Annotated in this window: 19 protein-coding genes; 5 read left to right on the top strand and 14 right to left on the bottom strand. The window is 68.5% G+C overall.

Features of this window, described 5'->3' with window-relative positions:
* The 3 genes from Q0P88_RS06880 to Q0P88_RS06890 all read right to left on the bottom strand — a co-directional run.
* A partial coding sequence (locus Q0P88_RS06880; protein WP_295012464.1) for a tandem-95 repeat protein occupies positions 1–3027 on the bottom strand: 3027 nt, incomplete at its 3' end.
* A 210-nt stretch (positions 3028–3237) separates the two neighbouring features.
* Positions 3238–5370, bottom strand: a complete 2133-nt coding sequence (locus Q0P88_RS06885) for a glycosyltransferase family 39 protein (RefSeq protein ID WP_295012466.1) — start codon at positions 5368–5370, stop codon at positions 3238–3240.
* Positions 5367–6653 carry a bifunctional glycosyltransferase family 2/GtrA family protein gene (locus tag Q0P88_RS06890; RefSeq protein WP_295012468.1) on the bottom strand — a complete coding sequence of 429 codons (1287 nt, stop codon included), beginning with the start codon at positions 6651–6653 and terminating at the stop codon, positions 5367–5369. Before Q0P88_RS06890 ends, Q0P88_RS06885 begins: the two co-directional genes overlap by 4 nt.
* Before the next feature lie 298 nt (positions 6654–6951).
* Between Q0P88_RS06890 and Q0P88_RS06895 the strand changes: the two genes are divergently transcribed.
* From Q0P88_RS06895 to Q0P88_RS06915, 5 genes are all read left to right on the top strand, one after another.
* Positions 6952–7668, top strand: coding sequence for an SDR family NAD(P)-dependent oxidoreductase (locus tag Q0P88_RS06895; protein ID WP_295012470.1), 717 nt, complete (start codon positions 6952–6954; stop codon positions 7666–7668).
* A gap of 321 nt (positions 7669–7989) precedes the next feature.
* Positions 7990–8250: a hypothetical protein gene (locus tag Q0P88_RS06900; protein WP_295012472.1), complete on the top strand. Its 261-nt coding sequence runs from the start codon at positions 7990–7992 to the stop codon at positions 8248–8250.
* 108 nt (positions 8251–8358) lie between these two features.
* Complete coding sequence (locus Q0P88_RS06905; RefSeq protein ID WP_295012474.1) at positions 8359–8610, top strand: hypothetical protein; 252 nt, start codon at positions 8359–8361, stop codon at positions 8608–8610.
* A gap of 69 nt (positions 8611–8679) precedes the next feature.
* The gene (locus tag Q0P88_RS06910) at positions 8680–9564 is read left to right on the top strand and encodes a tyrosine recombinase XerC (protein WP_295012476.1); all 885 of its coding nucleotides are present in this window, start codon (positions 8680–8682) and stop codon (positions 9562–9564) included.
* A gap of 17 nt (positions 9565–9581) precedes the next feature.
* The gene (locus tag Q0P88_RS06915) at positions 9582–9998 is read left to right on the top strand and encodes a hypothetical protein (RefSeq protein WP_295012478.1); all 417 of its coding nucleotides are present in this window, start codon (positions 9582–9584) and stop codon (positions 9996–9998) included.
* Here Q0P88_RS06915 and Q0P88_RS06920 read toward each other — a convergent pair.
* Genes Q0P88_RS06920 through Q0P88_RS06970 form a run of 11 tightly spaced genes read right to left on the bottom strand, consistent with a single transcriptional unit; the run spans position 9995 to position 16814 of the window.
* Entirely contained in the window at positions 9995–10207 is a 213-nt protein-coding gene (locus Q0P88_RS06920) for a hypothetical protein (protein ID WP_295012480.1), read from the bottom strand. The genes Q0P88_RS06915 and Q0P88_RS06920 overlap by 4 nt on opposite strands.
* Positions 10204–10416: a hypothetical protein gene (locus tag Q0P88_RS06925; protein WP_295012482.1), complete on the bottom strand. Its 213-nt coding sequence runs from the start codon at positions 10414–10416 to the stop codon at positions 10204–10206. Before Q0P88_RS06925 ends, Q0P88_RS06920 begins: the two co-directional genes overlap by 4 nt.
* On the bottom strand, positions 10413–11063 hold the full coding sequence (locus Q0P88_RS06930; protein ID WP_295012484.1) for a hypothetical protein: 651 nt from the start codon (positions 11061–11063) through the stop codon (positions 10413–10415). The genes Q0P88_RS06925 and Q0P88_RS06930 overlap by 4 nt, the downstream gene beginning before the upstream one ends.
* Positions 11060–11818, bottom strand: a complete 759-nt coding sequence (locus Q0P88_RS06935) for a hypothetical protein (protein ID WP_295012485.1) — start codon at positions 11816–11818, stop codon at positions 11060–11062. The genes Q0P88_RS06930 and Q0P88_RS06935 overlap by 4 nt, the downstream gene beginning before the upstream one ends.
* A gap of 1 nt (position 11819) precedes the next feature.
* On the bottom strand, positions 11820–13523 hold the full coding sequence (locus tag Q0P88_RS06940) for a hypothetical protein (protein ID WP_295012487.1): 1704 nt from the start codon (positions 13521–13523) through the stop codon (positions 11820–11822).
* Positions 13520–13882, bottom strand: a complete 363-nt coding sequence (locus Q0P88_RS06945; protein ID WP_295012489.1) for a hypothetical protein — start codon at positions 13880–13882, stop codon at positions 13520–13522. The genes Q0P88_RS06940 and Q0P88_RS06945 overlap by 4 nt, the downstream gene beginning before the upstream one ends.
* Positions 13883–13884: 2 nt before the next feature.
* Positions 13885–15156 carry a hypothetical protein gene (locus Q0P88_RS06950; protein ID WP_295012491.1) on the bottom strand — a complete coding sequence of 424 codons (1272 nt, stop codon included), beginning with the start codon at positions 15154–15156 and terminating at the stop codon, positions 13885–13887.
* Between the two features lie 4 nt (positions 15157–15160).
* The gene (locus Q0P88_RS06955) at positions 15161–15664 is read right to left on the bottom strand and encodes a hypothetical protein (protein WP_295012493.1); all 504 of its coding nucleotides are present in this window, start codon (positions 15662–15664) and stop codon (positions 15161–15163) included.
* Positions 15665–15710: 46 nt separating this feature from the next.
* Positions 15711–16133, bottom strand: a complete 423-nt coding sequence (locus Q0P88_RS06960; protein WP_295012495.1) for a hypothetical protein — start codon at positions 16131–16133, stop codon at positions 15711–15713.
* Between the two features lies 1 nt (position 16134).
* Positions 16135–16491 carry a hypothetical protein gene (locus Q0P88_RS06965; RefSeq protein WP_295012497.1) on the bottom strand — a complete coding sequence of 119 codons (357 nt, stop codon included), beginning with the start codon at positions 16489–16491 and terminating at the stop codon, positions 16135–16137.
* On the bottom strand, positions 16488–16814 hold the full coding sequence (locus Q0P88_RS06970) for a hypothetical protein (RefSeq protein ID WP_295012499.1): 327 nt from the start codon (positions 16812–16814) through the stop codon (positions 16488–16490). The genes Q0P88_RS06965 and Q0P88_RS06970 overlap by 4 nt, the downstream gene beginning before the upstream one ends.
* Between the last annotated feature and the right edge of the window lies 1 nt (position 16815).

Genomic DNA, 16815 nt, shown 5'->3' on the forward strand with positions numbered 1-16815 from the left:
CTTCAGGTCGGTCACCGGGTTGCGTCCGGCGTCGAGCAGACGGGTCTTCGTGGCGTCGATGGGCGTCGCCGCGTTGCCCGCGGTGTCGTTGCCCAGCACCGCGACGGTGACGGGGGTGTCACGCGGGGTCTGCGCCGAGTCGTCGTGCGCGGTCGGCGCGACCGGCGTCACCGTGATGGTGATCGTCGCCGTCGCGGTCTGGCCGCCCGTGTCGGAGACCTGGTAGGTGACCGCGCTCGCCGTCCCGGCGTACCCCTGCTGCGGGGTGAAGGTGACGACACCGGTGGCGGGGGCGACGGTGTAGACGCCCTGTCCCGGCACGGTCAGCGTGCGGCCGCCGTCCGTGACGGTCGCCCCCACCGGCTGATCCGCGACGGTGAACACCACGCTCGTCGGATCGAGCGGCGTGCCGTTCTCGACCCCCGGCTTGTCGTTGCCCAGCACGGCGACGCCCACAGGCGTGTTCTGCGGCGTGGTGTCCGTGTCCGCGACCGCCGCGGGAGCGGCGGCGTCCACGGTGATCGTGACGGTGGACGAGGCCGTCGAGCCGTCGACGTCCGCGACCTGGTACGTCACCGGCGAGGCCGTGCCACGGAAGGCGGGATCCGCCGCGAAGGTGATCTTCCCGGTGTCAGGGTCGATCGTGTAGACCCCCTGGCCGGGAACGGTGAGCTTCTTGCCGCCGTCCGACACGGTCGCGCCGACCGGCTGACCTGCCGTGGGGAAGATCACGCTCTTCGGATCGAGAGGAGTGGCCGCGTTGCCCGGTGTGTCCTTGCTCAGCTCGTCCACCGTCACGGAGCCGCCCTGAGTCACGCTGCCGGTGGCCGGCGCCGCGGTGGGGGACACCGGATCGACCGTCACCGTGAGGGTCGCCGTGGCGGTCTTCCCGCCCGTGTCGGCGACCTGGTACGTGACGGCCGTCGCGGTTCCGGTGAAGCCCTGCGCGGGGGCGAACGTCACCTTCCCGGTGTCGGGGTCGGTCGTGTAGACGCCCTCGCCCGGGACGGTGAGCTTCTTGCCGCCGTCCGACACGGTCGCGCCGGTCGGCTGCCCCGCCGTGGGGAAGACGACGCTCTTCCGGTCGAGCGGGGTGCCGTTGTCGACACCGGGCTTGTCGTTGCCGACCACGTCGACCGTGACGGGCGTGTTCTGCCCGGTCGAGGCGGTGTCGTTCACGGCGCGCGGGGAGACCGCGTTCACGGTGACCGTGATCGGTGCGGTCGTGGTGGCGCCCTCGGCGTCGGCGACCTGGTAGGTCACCGACGAGGCCGTACCGCGGAACGCGGGATCGGGGGTGAATGTCACGGCACCCGTGGTCGGGTCGATCGTGTAGACGCCCTCCCCCGGCACGGTCAGCGTCTTGCCGCCGTTCGACACGGTCGCGCCGGAGGGCTGCCCCGCCGTGGGGAACACCACGCTCGAGGCCACGGTGCCGCCCTTGTCGTTGTCGAGCACGCCGATCGTCGTCGGCGCGCCCTGATCCGTCGTGCCGGTGTCGGACTGTGCCGACCCGGTGTAGGTCACGCTGACCTTGCCCTCGGTCTGGTTGCCGCGGGTGTCGTCGACCGTGTAGGTGACGGGAGTCGGGTTCTTGGTGAAGCCGGCTTCCGGCGTGAACGTCACCGCGCCCGTGTTCGGGTCCACGGTCCAGACGCCCTGTCCAGGGACGGTGAGGGTCTTGCCGCCGTCGGAGACGGTGGAACCGGGCCCGTTGGAGGTGAGCTCGACCGTCTTCGGGTCGATGTCGCCGACCGATCCCTGCAGCGGGTCGACCGTGGCGGGCTGGCCCGCGGTGTTGCCCGTGGAGGAGGTGTCCTTGACGACCGGCTTCAGCGGGTTGGAGAACACGCAGCGGACGTCGCCGCCGGCGGCGGGCACGGTGAACGGCGCCGTCGTGCCCTTTCCGGAGGAGACCACGCTGTTGTCGACGAGGTTGGTGCACACGTACGAGGTGTCGTAGGCGTTCGGGTCCGTCCCGGCGTTGCCCGGCGTCTGCGTGACCGTGTAGGAATCGCCGGGGAGCAGGATGATCGGCCCCACGGTCACGGTGTCCTTGCCGGGCGCCGTGGTCGCGGTGTTGTTGGAGGTGATGCCTCCGCCGCCGATGGTGGTCGTGAGTTCGTCTCCGGGCTTCGCACGGCCGTCGGTGAACCCTCCCCCGGACTGACCGGTGGAGGGCACCGCACGCGACCCGAGGTCGGTGACGGTGAGGGACGTTCCGTTCTCCGCGATCGTGCGCTGCGCGACGGTCGCGCCCGTCACCGGGTTGACCTGCAGGAAGGTGTTGGCGCCGGAGCCGGCGATGTAGAGGTAGCCGTCATCGCCGAAGGCCAGCGAGGTCAGCGCTGCGGCGGGTGTGATGGTCGGCCCGACCGGCGTCGCGGTCGTCGAACCACCGCCGAGCGCAGCCGCGTCGACCCGATAGAGCTGCGCGGAGGATGCGCTGCTCGAGACGAAGTACAGGTTCCCCTGTCGGTCGAAGGCGAGGTCGCCGTTGCCGCCCGGCGCGTTCGAGACGGAGACCGAGACCGGGCTCTGCGCGATCGTGTTCGTGGTCGGATCGTACGAGGTGAAGGTGAACTGCGTCGGCACGCCGCTGACCTGTCCGCCGAAGAAGAAGCGTCCGCTCTTCGGGTCGACGCCGCCCATTTGGTTCGCGACCGAGGGCGCCGTGGAGCGGAGCACCGTGTCCCAGGACGACGTGCTCGCGGTGTACTCGTAGACGTTCGTGCTGTTCGTCAGGATCAGCTTGTCCCCGTCCCCGGAGATGCCGATCTGGTTCAGGCCGGTGACGTTGCCCGGGGAGGTCAGCGCGGGCGTGGCCGCCCCCGTCGTGCGGTCCACGGCGTAGATCGTGGCAGAGCCGGAGACCGTCGCATACAGCTGCGTGTCCGGGAAGGGCGCAGCGGCCGATGCCGCCTGCGGCACGAGGACGGCGCCTCCCGCGACGAGAGCCGCGATGGCCGAACCCGTCAGGAGTCGGAACGGTCGGCGGCGCGATCGTGCACCGTGCGTGTCAAACACAGATATCCTCCGGGTCGGCAGAACGACGGGACATTTCCCCAGTCCGGATCCACCCTACAAAGATTCTGGTATTTCGGCATACTTGATTTCGTTGCTCGTGTTCCGGCGTTCTCGCCTGTTCCGCTGGAAGACAAGGGCGAACGGTGCGGAAGCGTAGCAGGACGCCGTCACCGGGGGAGGAAGACGTCCTCCCCCTCCCCCGCCCGCGCGTCACTTCGCGGCGGTCAGGTCGTACACGGTGACCCCGTCGACCGTCTTCGCCGTGAACGTCGACTCGACCCAGTCCTGGATCTGCGAGGAGACGTTGCTGCCGCTCGAGGAGCCGCCCATCATCCCGCTTCCCGCGATGAAGTAGTGGATCCGGCCCTGGGCGACGTAGTCCTTGAACTGCGCGAGCGTCGGGGACGGGTCGCTGCCGTTGAAGCCGCCGATCGGCATCACCGCGTCGCCCGTGCCGAGCTGGTAGCCGGCGGCCGTCTGCGAGCCGATCGCCGCGGCCACCCAGGTGTAGTCGGACGCGTTCGCCGTGAGCAGCGTCTTCATGGCCGTGGACACGGTCGACGCCTCCAGCAGACCCCCCGCCCCTCCGGTCCGCGTGCCGCGCTCCCCGGTGAACGAGGGCGTCTGCCCGTTCTGCGTCTGCCCGTTCTGCGTCCCGGTCGGGGCACCTCCAGGGAAGCCGCCCTGCGTGCCACCCGTCGCGCCGGGCATGCCGCCCCCGGCACCGCCCTGCATGCCGCCCGTCCCCCCGGGCATGCCGCCGCCGGCGTTGCCTCCGGGCATGCCGCCGCCGCGTCCACCGAAGCCGCCCATGCCGCTTCCCTGCACGGACGGGCCCGCGGTGACGATCGACCCGCTGTGCGCGGTGCCGATCGTCTCGAGCGTGTAGGCCGCCGGCGCCAGGAGGGATCCGGCCAGCAGGAGGGATGCCGTGAGCGCGGTCAGCGAGCGGCCGCGCGGCGGGACCATCACGAGCGCCGCGGCGGCGAGGGAGAGGACGAGGACCACGATCTTGAGCCAGGGAAGCCAGGACGTCGCGCGATCCAGGAGGATCCAGGCCCAGGCGGCCGTCACCACCGCGGAGGCGGCGAGGAGGATCCGCACCCAGAGCCGGTCGCGATGACGGAACACCACGGTCCCCGCGGCGCCGACGAGACCGGCGAGCGGGGCGGCGAGCGCCACCGTGTAGTAGGCGTGGAAGATGCCGGCCATGAAGCTGAACGCGATCAGGGTCACGAGCAGCCAGGCGGCGAAGGCCACGATGAGGATGCGGCGGGGGTCCCGGCGCGGAGCGCGGCCGATCAGCACGAGCGCACCCGCGAGCAGGAGCAGCGCGGCGGGGATGAGCCAGGAGATCTGCCCCCCGATCTCGTTCTCGAAGAGGCGGAACAGGCCCGTCGATCCCCACATCCCTCCGCCGGCACCGCCGCCGCCCCCGCCGACGCTGCCGGTCTCGTCCCCCGTGATCCGCCCGAGGCCGTTGTAGCCGAAGGTGAGCTCCAGGAAGCTGTTGGTCTGGGAGCCTCCGATGTACGGCCGCGCGGAGGCCGGCACCAGTTCGACCACCGCGACCCACCAGCCGGCTGACACGAGGACCGCGCCCAGGGCGGCGAGCAGGTGCAGCAGCCGGCGCACGATCGTCGTCCCGGCGAAGACCGCGTAGATCCCGGCGAGCACGGGGAGCACGAGGAACGCCTGCAGCTGCTTGGTGAGGAAGCCGAAGCCGACGGCGACCCCGGCGAGCAATAGCCAGCGCAACCGCCCGCCCTCGATCGCGCGCAGGGTCAGGGCGACGGAGGCGGTGAGCAGCAGGAGCAGCAGAGCGTCCGGGTTGTTGAAGCGGAACATGAGCGCCGCCACGGGCGTCAGCGCGAACACGCCCGTCGAGACCAGCGCCGCCGCGGCCCCGAACCGGCGACGCACGGTGAAGAGGATGATCGCGGCCGTCGCGACGCCCATGAGCGCCTGCGGGACGAGGATGCTCCACGAGCTCAGTCCGAACACGCGGGCGGACAGCTCCATGATCCACAGGCTCGCCGGCGGCTTGTCCACCGTGATCGAGTTGCCCGCGTCACTGGATCCGTAGAAGAACGCGACCCAGTTCTGGGTGCCCGCCTGCACGGCGGCGGAGTAGAAGGCGTTCGCCCATCCGCTCGCCGCGAGGTTCCAGACGTAGAGGAGGCCGGTGAGCAGCAGCGCGCCGGCGTAGGCGGGCGCCTCCCACCGGGCGCGGGGGATGCTCGTGGCGGTGTCGGCGGGCGTCGCGGCGTGCTCCGACACCGGGAGGGTCGTGGTCGTGGGGTGCGTCGGGCGACCCGGGGTCGCGGCGATGGTTGCGTTCATGATCGGTTCGCCTCCTGAGCGAGTGGGGACAGGGATCGGGCGGCCAGACGGTTGCGTGACAGCGCCTCGCCGGGGTCTTCGGGCGGTGCCCGATGCGCGTCCCGGTCTCGGAACACCCAGAGCCGCAGCAGGGCGAAGCGCAGCAGGGTCGCGACGAGGTTCGCCGCCGTGAGCACCGACACCTCGGCGACGGCGCCGGGGTGCGGGTCGGCGGCATGCAGGAGCAGCAGGGATCCGGAGGTGAGCGCCCAGGCGAGCCCGAACACCACGAGACCCTGCAGATGGTGCGTGGACGCGCCCGCGCGCCCGCGGATCCCGAACGTGAAGCGCCGATTCGCCGCGGTGTTCGCCACAGCCGTGACGAGCAGCGCGAGGAAGTTCGCGCCCTGTGCGGGCATGATCCGCTGACACAGCAGGTAGACGAGCGCGTAGGCGAGAGTCGAGAGCGCGCCGATCACGCCGAAGCGCACGAGTTGCGCGAGCAGCGGCACGTCCGCGCGGGCGAAGGGGTGACGACCGATGTCGCGATACAGCTCGCCGACCGGGATCCGGCCCGAGGCGAGCGCACGCCCGACCCGCACCATGCCCTTCACATCGGCCGCGGCCGTCGCCACGACGTCGACGGAGCTCTGCGGATCGTCGATCCAGTCGACGGGCACCTCGTGGATGCGCAGCCCCGCGCGTTCCGCGAGGATCAGCAGTTCGGTGTCGAAGAACCAGCCGGTGTCCTGCACGAAGGGCAGGAGGCGCCGCGCGACATCCGCCCTGATCGCCTTGAACCCGCACTGCGCGTCGCTGAATCGCACGCCGAAGGTCGCATGCAGGAGCGCGTTGTAGCCGCGGGAGACGAACTCCCGCCGTCCTCCGCGGACGATCCGCGCCGAGTTCGCGAGCCGGGAGCCGATCGCCAGATCGGAGTGTCCGGACAGCAGCGGTGCGACGAGCGGGCCGAGCGCCCTCAGATCGGTCGACAGGTCCTCGTCGACGTAGACGAGGACGCGAGCCGGGGAGGCGGACCACACGGCGGCGAGCGCCCGCCCCCGTCCCTTCTCCGCCAGATGCACGGCGACCACATCGTCCAGCCGTGCCGCGAGGGCGTCGGCGAGGGGAGCGGTGCCGTCCGTGCTGGCGTTGTCGGCGATCGTGATGCGCCAGCGCACCGGCATCTCGGTGCGCAGATGCTCGTGCAGCAGCGCGATGCTCTGCTCGAGGGTGTCCTGCTCGTTGTACACGGGGACGACGACATCGAGGTCGAGGAGCTGATCGGCTGTCATGGGTCCCATGCTCCGCAGCGCCGCCGGACGGCCCCTTTCGTCGCGCTATGGGCGCGTTAAGAACAGCCCCCGGACACGACGAACTCCCGGTGCTCCGGCGCCTGCGCCGCCGGTTGGACGATGCACGTCTCGACGGCACCGATGAGCGGTGCTGTATAGCATCAGGAAGGAAAGTCGATCCCCGGCCCCCTCCGGCAACGGGTCTCCGCGGACCCTGGCCACGTTCCGGGACCCGTCGGAGACCGCGAACAGATCGGCGCCCGCACCAGCCTGCTTGCCTGAACGCCGACGTGAGAGGAACCGAGAGATGACTGCGGAAATCCGGCAGACCGTGAACCGATCCGTGTTGATCGTCGGCGCCTCGCGCGGGCTCGGGGAGGCGATCGTCGAAGAATACGTGGCCCGCGGAGCGCACGCCGTGGGAACGGTGCGCGGTGAGACAGCCACGCCGTTGCACGAGTTCGCGGCGCGCGCCGGGGACTCGGTCGAGATCGAGCAGGTCGATATCGACCACCCGGACCAGATCGACTCCCTCGCGGCGAGGCTCGCCGGACGCCAGTTCGACCTTCTTTTCGTCGTCGCAGGCATCTCTCTTGCGCCGATGGAGGACATCGCCGTTCAGATTTCGACGCAGGACTTCTCCCGGATGATGGTCACCAATGCGCTCGGCGTGATGCGTGCGGTCGAGGCGCTCCATGGACTCGTCTCCCCGACCGGCACGATCGCCGTGATGTCGTCAGGTCAGGGGAGCATCTCCGACAACACCCAGGCGGGTTTCGAGGTGTACCGCGCAACCAAGTCCGCTCTCAATCAGCTGATGCGCAGCTACGCGGTGCGCCACGCCGAGGATGCTCGCGCCATTCTCCTCATGGCACCCGGGTGGGTGAAAACGACGCTGGGAGGTCCGCAGGCCAGGCTCGAGATCAGTGACAGCATCCCGCCGCTGGTCGACACCGTGGACGCGCAGCGCGGGATCCCGGGGCTGCAGTACCTCGATCGGAACGGGGCGACCATCCCGTGGTGACCCTTTCGGCATCGAAGCGCACGAGACCGACCCGCCGGACGGCCCCTTTCGTCGCGCTATGGACGCGCTAAGAACAGCCCCGGAGACGACGAAGCCCCCATCGCTTCCGCGATAGGGGCTCTGCCTACTGTCTCAACACAGTGTGCGCCTGGAGGGACTCGAACCCCCAACCTTCTGGTTCGGAGTCTGGGGACTGATTCGAACCCGTGGGCGTGCCCGTTCGGGCGCGTTCTGGACGCCGGAGCGTCGGTCCATTCTCGCCTACGCCGCCCGTCAGTTCCAAACTGACAGCGAAATCCCGACCGGATCGGGGTCGGGACGATGACCCGTCGCGAGGTCGAAACGACCGACTACGTGCAATTCGCTAAGAGGATCATCCGAGCCGCCGGCGAACGTGGCGCGGCGGGTGATGACTTCGAGCTTGGCGAACTCGCGTCCCTCCGTGATGACGTGGAGGCGGCGATCACGCACGCTGTCCGGGGCATGCACGACGCCGGGTACTCGTGGCAGTACATCGCTGACGGCCTCGGGATCACCCGCCAGAGCGCTCACGCACGCTACGCCGAGAAGGTGAGCGCATGACTAACTTCATGCACTTCGAGAAGCCGGTGATCCACTTCGGGAACGCGCACGAAGATCGCTCGGAGCCATCCCCGATCGTGCTCCCAGACCGCACGGTTGGCGCGAGCGATGAGTGAGGCGCAGATGTTTGAGGCGCAGATGTTTGAGGATCTGATCATCGCCGCCCAGGATCGCGTGGAGGCGCTCAGCGTTCGGCACCTAGCCGCACTGGAGGCGTTCGACACCGCAACCGCTGAGGAACGCGCCGCGAAGGAGGCGCTGTCCAGCGAATGCGACGCACTGAACGCTCTCGTAGAGGCGCGCATGAAGTGGGCGGCGCTGCTCCCAGATCGCACGAAGGGTAGTTCGCTCGACGGATAGCGCCCTGCATTTGGTGTCGTTTCTGACTATCTTCCCCTGCTGAGCAGGGGTTTTGACTGGAGGAGAAGTATGAGTGTTGCCGTCGTGCCCGTCGTGTGGGCGGAGGCCATTTCGGCCTATGGCGTGTGGATGATCGCGAAGGATCGGAGTCGCGCGACGGTGCGCGCCCGGAAGGAGCAGTTGGAGCACATGGCGCGGCGTATCGGCGTCGGGCCGTGGGAGGTCACGATCACGACGCTTCTCGCGTACGTGGCCGCGCAGTCGTGGATGACTGAGACCAGGCGGGGTCGGTATGCGGGCTACCGGGAGTTCTGGAAGTGGGCGCGGAAGGTCGGCCTGACCGATGCGAACCCCGCGAAGCATCTTCCGAAGGTGAAGCCGTCCGAGCCGAATCCGGACCCGGTGCCGCCCGGCGCGTACGCGGAGGCGCTGCGGCACGCGGACGACCGGACTGCGCTCATGCTGCGGCTGGCGCATGACGCCGGGATGCGCCGTGCCGAGATCGCCCAGGTGCACTCCGACGACATCCGTGAGGATCTGCTCGGGTGGTCGCTGCTCGTGCACGGCAAGGGCGGCAAACAGCGCATGATGCCGCTCACTCCCCGGCTGGCGCTCGATCTGCGCACGCGCGCGGCATCCGCCGAGACTGTGGATGGTTGGCTGTTCGCCGGTCGGATCGACGGGCACCTGTCCCCTCGCCGCGTGGGCGAACTGCTGGAGGAAGCGCTTCCGGGCGGATGGACCGGCCACAAGCTGCGGCACTCGTTCGGATCGAACGTGCACGAGGCCACGGACGGCGACACGCTCACGACGCAGAACCTCCTCGGGCACGCGAACCCCAACACCACGACCCGTTACGTGCGGCCACACGATCACCGGCTCCGCGCCGCCGTCTACGCCGCTGCCGGGTATGCCGCGCCAGAGTTGCCCGCGCGCCGCCTGAAAGCTGTGTGACCCCTATGCTCAGGATCATGAAACGCCTTGCCATGCTGGCGCTCGTTGCTCTCGCTCTCACTGGGTGCAGCACCGCGAGCACCGCCGCCGACTACGAGCGCGAACCGGCCTACACGCCCCCGCCGCGATCCGTTGCAACACCGACGCCGGAGAACGCCCGTTACGTTTTGGAGTTCTCGGGCGCAGGCGAGAACGCTACGGTAACCATCTCGACCGACACAGGGATGATCCAGCGTCACGTGACACTGCCTTACTCCGAGGAAGTCCCCTACACGCCAGGGAAGACGATAGCCGCAAATGTGGTCAAGTTCGGGTCGAGCGTCGGATGCAAGATCACAGTGGTAAGCAACTCCCATCCGGAAGGCGTCACGCTGGTGGAAACACCAATCGTTGATGGTCAGACTATGGCTCGCTGCACACCCCCGGCCCGCTAGTCGAATAGGCCGGGTGGTGCGCTGGGTGGCGGTGGTGGGGATCCGCGGTAGATGTGGTCCTGGAGCGCTCGGTTCCAGGACCACAGCCGTTGGTTCTCGATCTTCCACTTGATGAGTTGGACGCTGATCGTCACGCCCGCCGCGATGAGCCCTGCGAGCACCATCGAGAGCATCGCGACGAGGGCGACTTCCAGGGGGTCGGGGATCACTCGACACCCTCGGGAGTTCCGTCGCTCTTCACCATGACGAGTGCGAGGATGAGCGGCGTGAACAGCGGTGCTGCCTCCGGCTCGATCCACCTGTAGTAGACCGCGACAGGTACGGCCGCGATCGCGACGCCGTAGATCCAGCGCCGGGCGATGCGCCAGCGGCGCGCGCGTGCCGCGTCAGCTCGCCCGCCACGGGTGTCGGCGCTCATTCCTTGACTCCGCTCAGGAGTGCGGCGGTTCGTTTGGCGGCGTCCTCGGCGGTGTACCCGCCGAGCTGCCAGACGAGGTTGACTTCCGCTTCGAGCAGATGGTCAGCGTCGTAGTCGGCATGATCGATGTGCCCCTGGAGAATGAGCGCGGTTGTCCATCCGGCCGGGATGGCTGCCGCGGAGGATCCGTTGTGGATCACTCTTTGGTCTGCTGCGCGATAGGCGGGACTGCTGATGATGCGGAGGGACATGACATCTCCTAGCTGTTGGATCGTTTCCGGTATCGGGTAGGTGGTGATGAGGGGGAAGCGGCGCACGTCGCCGGGGAGTTGCCAGTGCCATTCCTCGTACGGGTACGGGCGGACGAGGCCCGCGGCCTCCAGCGCCGCCACGCGCTCCGGCGTGGGTGTGATGTCGAGCGCGACTCCACGGACGTGGGCGAGGGCCTGTGTCGTGTCGGCGGGGTTGTCGGCGGGCGCGTAGCCGGGAAGCCCGGCCTGCCACCCGTCGTAGAGTTCCTGCTGCTCGTCCTCGAGGCGGGTCGCGGAGTTGACGGGCGGGGATCCGGCTGCGGTCCAGGCGTCCACGACGGCCCGCCGCGCCCACATGCCGGTGTCCCCGAGCGGGATCACATCGTCCGGGCTCATGCGTTGCCCTCCAGCCGGTCCAGGCGCTGCGCGTAGATGTCGTTCTCCTGGCGAAGCTGCGCCACCTGCGCGATGAGGAGCGCGATGAAGTCGATGCTGTCGGGTCGTTCCTCGGCGTCGTAGACCACGAACGGGCGCAGGTCGTCGGACTCGTGCAGGCGCTCCGCGATGTACCCGTACTTCCATTCGCGGCGTCCGTCGCGCATCTGGTAGCGGTGCAGGATCGGGAACAGGTCTCCGAGCGAGGCTGGGTCGATGGCCTCGATCTTCTCCTTGTAGCGCTCGGACGACGCGCCCCGGCTGATACGTCCGTCACCGTTGATATAGGCGATGGTGTAGCCGGAGGTCGCTGCGCTGGAGTTCGGCAGGTAGATATCCCCGGAGACCGTGCCGCCCGACGTGGGAAGGTACGATCCGCTGTTCACGTCGGACAGTCGTGCGATCTCGAACGGGCTGGCGTAGCCGGGGATCTCCGCGAGGAGCCGCTGCCCGTTCCATCCGAGTTTCGGGTACTGCCCCGCGGCGACCGCTCCGGAGTTTCCCCACGCGCCGAGAGCGGCGAGGGCCTTCCCGGACGTGTCGGCGCCGGTGCCGCCCTTGGCGATCGGGAGCGGCCACAACGCGGCCAAGTAGCTCTTGATGCGCTGCACGATGTAGTCGCGGGTCTTGTTGATCTCCTGCCAGCCGTTGCGCCGGTCGGCGGTGCCGGACACGAGGTCCATGCCGTCCGCGAGTGCGTCGTCTCCGATTGCCATGTCAGACTGCCTCTCCTGTCCAAGACGCCCCGACCGGGGAGTCCGTCCATTTCTGTCCTGCCGCGAGGAGGATCCACGCCCCGGGCGGGGTGTCGATGGTGCGGCTTGTGATGGTCATCTCGTCGCGGTCGAAGTCGAATGCGACGCTGATCGTCTGCCCGGTCTGCGTGGGAGCGCCGTCGAGAACGATCTGCACTTCCTGTTCTGCTGCCGCCGCCCAGTCGGACACCGTGGACACGGTGACCTCGCGTCCGCGGCCCTGTGCCCGTTTGACGACGTACTGGGCGAACCCCGGCCCCGGGTAGGCGGTCGTGATCTCGAAGCGCCTGAGGCGCGTGTAGGAGGCGGTGAGCGCGTAGGAGTCCGTGCGTTCCTGCTGGATGCCGTTGCGGTCCGTCCAGCGGTAGACGACGACCGCGGCGTCGAACCAGTCTTCGTCGCGGCGGCTGATCTTCTCGGACCCGTCGGTGAGGTTCACGCCGTGCCGGATGGCGAGCGTGCCCGGCGCGCTGTATGTGGTCTCCCGGAGCGTCCATACCCGGTTCTCGTCGCACACGAGCCGTCGCCCCGCGGCCTCCACGATGGGCCCGAGGAACGCGAGCGCGCTTTGCCCGGCCTTCCACGTGAGCCCGTCCGGTGTGGCCGCGTCCGTGAGACGCTTGCGGTTGCTGATCGAGGCGTGCGCGGTCTGCGCCCACGAGTAATCGTACTGGGCGGTGTCGGCGGTATCGCCGTCGAAGTACGCCGCATCCGCGGCAGGGTCGCCGGTAACCTCGCAGAGCCGCCAGCCGGTCACGTTCACGTACTCACTGCCCCCGAGCTGCGCGGCGCGGATCCTGGGGCGGATGCGAACCGTGTTCGGGTACGGGACGAACCACTCGGTCGCGACGCGCTGCCAGGTGGCATTCCCGGTGAAGTTCACGGGCGGGATGAATCCGGTGATGTTCCCCGAGGCGTCCAAGCACATCGCGTCGAGGATCAGTTGCCGCCCGTTGATCGCGGACACGGAGACCGAGAGGACATGCTTCTTACCCGCGGTGATCGAGACCGCCGCGTCGGTGATGAACATCTCCGCGTTGTTCGTGAAGACGCCCGAGTTCGACAGGTACGCGACATAGGTCGGCGCGTACGAAGGACCGTTCGATCCGATCCTGTTGATGGTCAGCCCGCCCGACGTGTACGTCCCGTACCAGTCGGTCGTGTTGACTCCGGCGCGCGGGTTGCGGATCAGGTTCGAGGAGTCCGCCAGCGCGGGCACGGCAACGTCGGTCCCAGCCGCGAGGACCGCACCGGGGATGACCTTGTTGAGCACGTAGCCGACGAGACCGCGCAGGGACGCCTGATACCCCAGCGGTGCCAGGTCGTCGGTGAGCGGCGCATAGTCGGACAGGATTCCCTCATCGGACGACACGAGCAGTTCGACCCTGCCCGTCGCGTGGTTGATGGTCCGATCACGCAGGGTGAGGTTGAACGAGCGCGACTGGGTGCCCCACGGGAACGACGCGGCCACGTCGATCTTGATGCGCGCGGCCGGCGAGAGCCGCGGGTCGAGGGCTGCGAGTACCGCGAGGCTCGGCAGAGCAATCGTGACCGTCCCATCCACGTGCGGCGCACGCGACGCATCGAGACTCACCTCGCCGCCCTTAACGCGCAGGGTCGCCCCGCCCACGATCTGGGCCGTGTAGACGTGCGTGGAGACCGTCACGCCGAAACCTCCTGGAACGGCACGGTCAGGTGCCAATGTCGCCGCGTCACATCATCGAGCGCGAGCGAGAGCGGCTGTCCGTCAGGCACGACGAACGACATGCCGATAGCGCGATCTGTGTCCGTGAGGACAGCGACCACCGCACCGGACAGCGCGGTCCACGCCGCCCGAGCGGTCCCCTCCACATCGAAGAGAAGCACGAGCGACCCCGTACGCATCCCGGCAGGACGGAGCGTCACGTCGGGCGCGGAACTACCGAGGATGCGATGCACGAGCGCGCCGCCGTCGCGCGCCGCGGTGTACCCCTCCACGAGAAGAGGTGTGATGGTGGCGGTCCCCGCCGTGATAGTCGTCGTCATGGTCAGCCGCCCCACTTGTATCCGTCTTTGAGCGGCCCGTAGTTCGGGACGACATCCACGCCGATGGTCATGCCTCGGAAGATGTCAAGCTGCCGCTCCGCCTCAGCCGTGTCAGCGGTCGCCTTAATAACGACCTCGCGGCCGTTCACGTGGTCGATGACGCCATCCGCGTCCGCGCGGAACTTGTCGACGTTGAGGGAGGCTTGCCCGGTCTGCGCGTCGATGAGGATCTTGGTGTCGCCGTGGTCGGTCTTGAGCGTGACCAGCTTGTTGTTGAGGTCGTCAACTTCGACCCCCGCGTCCGATGCCGCGCCGATCTGTTCCATGAGCAGATCGTTGGTGAACTTGATGGACTCGGCCGCCTGCTGGCTAGCGTTCTGTGCGGATTCTCCTGTTGTCTTCCAGTAGTTGTTCAGCTCCTGGAGGCCGGAATTCGTCCGTTGCGTCCACACGTTGAACTCGTCGCCCGCATCTGTGGCTCGCTTGTTCGCGTCGGAGACGGAGTCAATGACGACGCGCAGTGCGTCGAGATCGCCCGCGTTAGCCTTGAGGATCGTGGACATGTCCAGACCCGTCTTCTTCTGCGTGTCGAGGAGCTTGGCGTATTCGTCCGCTCGGGCCGGGTTGTTGATGAGGTCTTGCTGGTTCGCGATGATCTGGGCGATGTCGAGGTAGGCGCGCCCTGCATCGGAGGCATCGTGATAGGCGGCCTGGAGTCGGTCTCTGAGCTCGTCGGCCTCCTGCTGCTGCTTCTGTAGCTCGTTCGTCATCACACCTAGGCCGACCGCGCCCGCTGCGAGGGCTGCCGCCCCCGCGATACCAGCCGGGCCGGTGCCTGCGAGGGTGGCGGCGAGACCGCCGAGGGTGTCCTGTCCAACCTGTCCAAGGTCGGACAGGTTGCCACGAACGGAGGAGACCGCCTCACCGAGGTTCTGCCCGACCTCTTGGGTAACCTCCTGCGCGGCGTCCTTCATCTTGCCGAGGCCGCGCGCGTCACCGATGTCGTCTACGGCGCGTTCGGTGCGCTTGGCTTGCCGCTCGGTGTCTTTGAGCGCGTCGGTGATCTTGTCTGCGCCGTCCGCTGCCTTGCGCCCGGCGTCGCGGGCGGCGTTGGTCATGTCGCGGAAGCTGCGCTCTACGCGGTCGCCGCCCTTGGCGGCGTCGTCGGCCACGTCGTCCAGTGCATCGGCTACGCCGTCGAGCGTCTTGGACAGATCCTTGATCCCGCGTTGTGCCGCGCTCGTGTTCGCGGCGATGTCGATACTGAGGCCCACGGCCCTACTCCTGTTTCCCGTCGATGGCGTTGGCGATGGTGCGAACGGTGGTCTGTACCCAGAGGCGGGCAAGGCGCGGGATCATCTCTTGGACGGTCGGCCCCCACACGTAGCCGCTGCTGCGGCGCTTGAACTGCCTGGCGGTGTGCCGCTTGACCGAGTGCATGCCGCCCTTGCGGGAGCGACGCTCATACACCTGTGTGTCGTCGTCTGCGCCCCACTCGACGGCGGGATAGTCAGTCTTCGGGTTGAGCCCCCCGGAGAGCGGACGGCCCTTGTTGGCGGACTGTGCGCGCACGTTCTGGTTGGACACGGACACGACGGCGGTGTTGACGATGACCTGTTGCTCCAGCGCGGTGTTGGCCCGCTTGGTGAGAGCCTTGGTCCACTCGGGAGCGGCGATGCTCTTGGTCTCCTGGCGGATCATCTTTTGGATGGTCTTGTCCAGAGACCGGATGGCGTAGATCGTCGCGAGGAGTTCTCTCGACTTCAGTACGTCCAGTCGCATCGCCGCTCCCGTGGTCCGGATTCTGCTGTCAGGCGGAGCCTGACGGCTATGCCAGCACCGGCTGCCCGTCGCAGGGCAGGGAGACAGACGAGGTGGCGAACCCGCCGACCGCCCCGCCGATGCTGCCGGGGAGACCGGTGGCGACGATGCTGGCGGACTTGACGCCCGCGCTCTGCTTCGGCTTGAAAGTGAGCGTGAGCTTGGCCCCGACGTTCGCGAGGAGGTACTGACTGAGGCTCGCGGGCGTCTCGAAGTCCTGTGCGAAGTCGATGTTCGCGACCCATTCGGAGGCGGCCACGTCCTGGTACACGGCAGACGGGGTGAGCCCCTTCCAGGTCTGGACGGCGGTCGTCGGCACGAGTTCGAGCTTGGACACGCTGCCCTCGTAGTCTCCGAGGTCGGTGGCACCGTTCTTGATGTTGAGCGTGCAGTCACGCAGGACGTACGGCTTGAGTGCGATCTTGGCCATGTCAGGCCTCCTTGCTTGCGATGATGGTCGTGGGAATGTCGTACGCGAGGCGTGCGTCGTAGCCGACGAGCTGCGCGGCCTCGTGCAGGTACTTCGGGTCGAGCCAGTCGAGGAGCTGCGGCGCGAGCACATCGAGCTGGTCGGCGGCGCGGTCGAGGTCCAGGTGCGGGCTGATGAGCGTGAGGAGGAGTCCCACGTCGCGATGCGAGAGCGGCGCTCCCGCGGTGAGGTCGATGGACCGCGCCCGGATGAGGAGCGTGGGAGTCTTGACCTCGGCGAGCTTGCGTTCGGTCGCGATCACCCGGAGCTTGGGGAACGCGGCCTGGAGGTCGGCGGCGAGCTGCTGACGGACGTTCACAGCACGACTCCGATGGCCCGCTTGGGGCGGAGGAGCTGCTTAACCTGCCAGTCGAGCGGGTGCGTGGTGACGCCGTAGCCGCTGCCGTCGAAGTCGGGCGACGGTGCCGCCTGGTTGGCGTTCCATGCATTCTGAGCCTGGAGCGCCTGGGCGAGTCGCCACCCGTCCGGGATCTCGGTGACCCCGGACGGGAGGGCGGGAGCGTAGGCGATGCACGCCTCTTTCGCCGCCGCGAGGTAGAGCGTCGTGACGCTCTCCATCACGGGCATGTCGGCCCACAGCTCGGGGAGCTGCGGATCGTTGGCGGTGAGCCAGGTGGCCATT

The organism is uncultured Microbacterium sp. (assembly GCF_945952435.1).
Classification (GTDB): Bacteria; Actinomycetota; Actinomycetes; order Actinomycetales; family Microbacteriaceae; genus Microbacterium.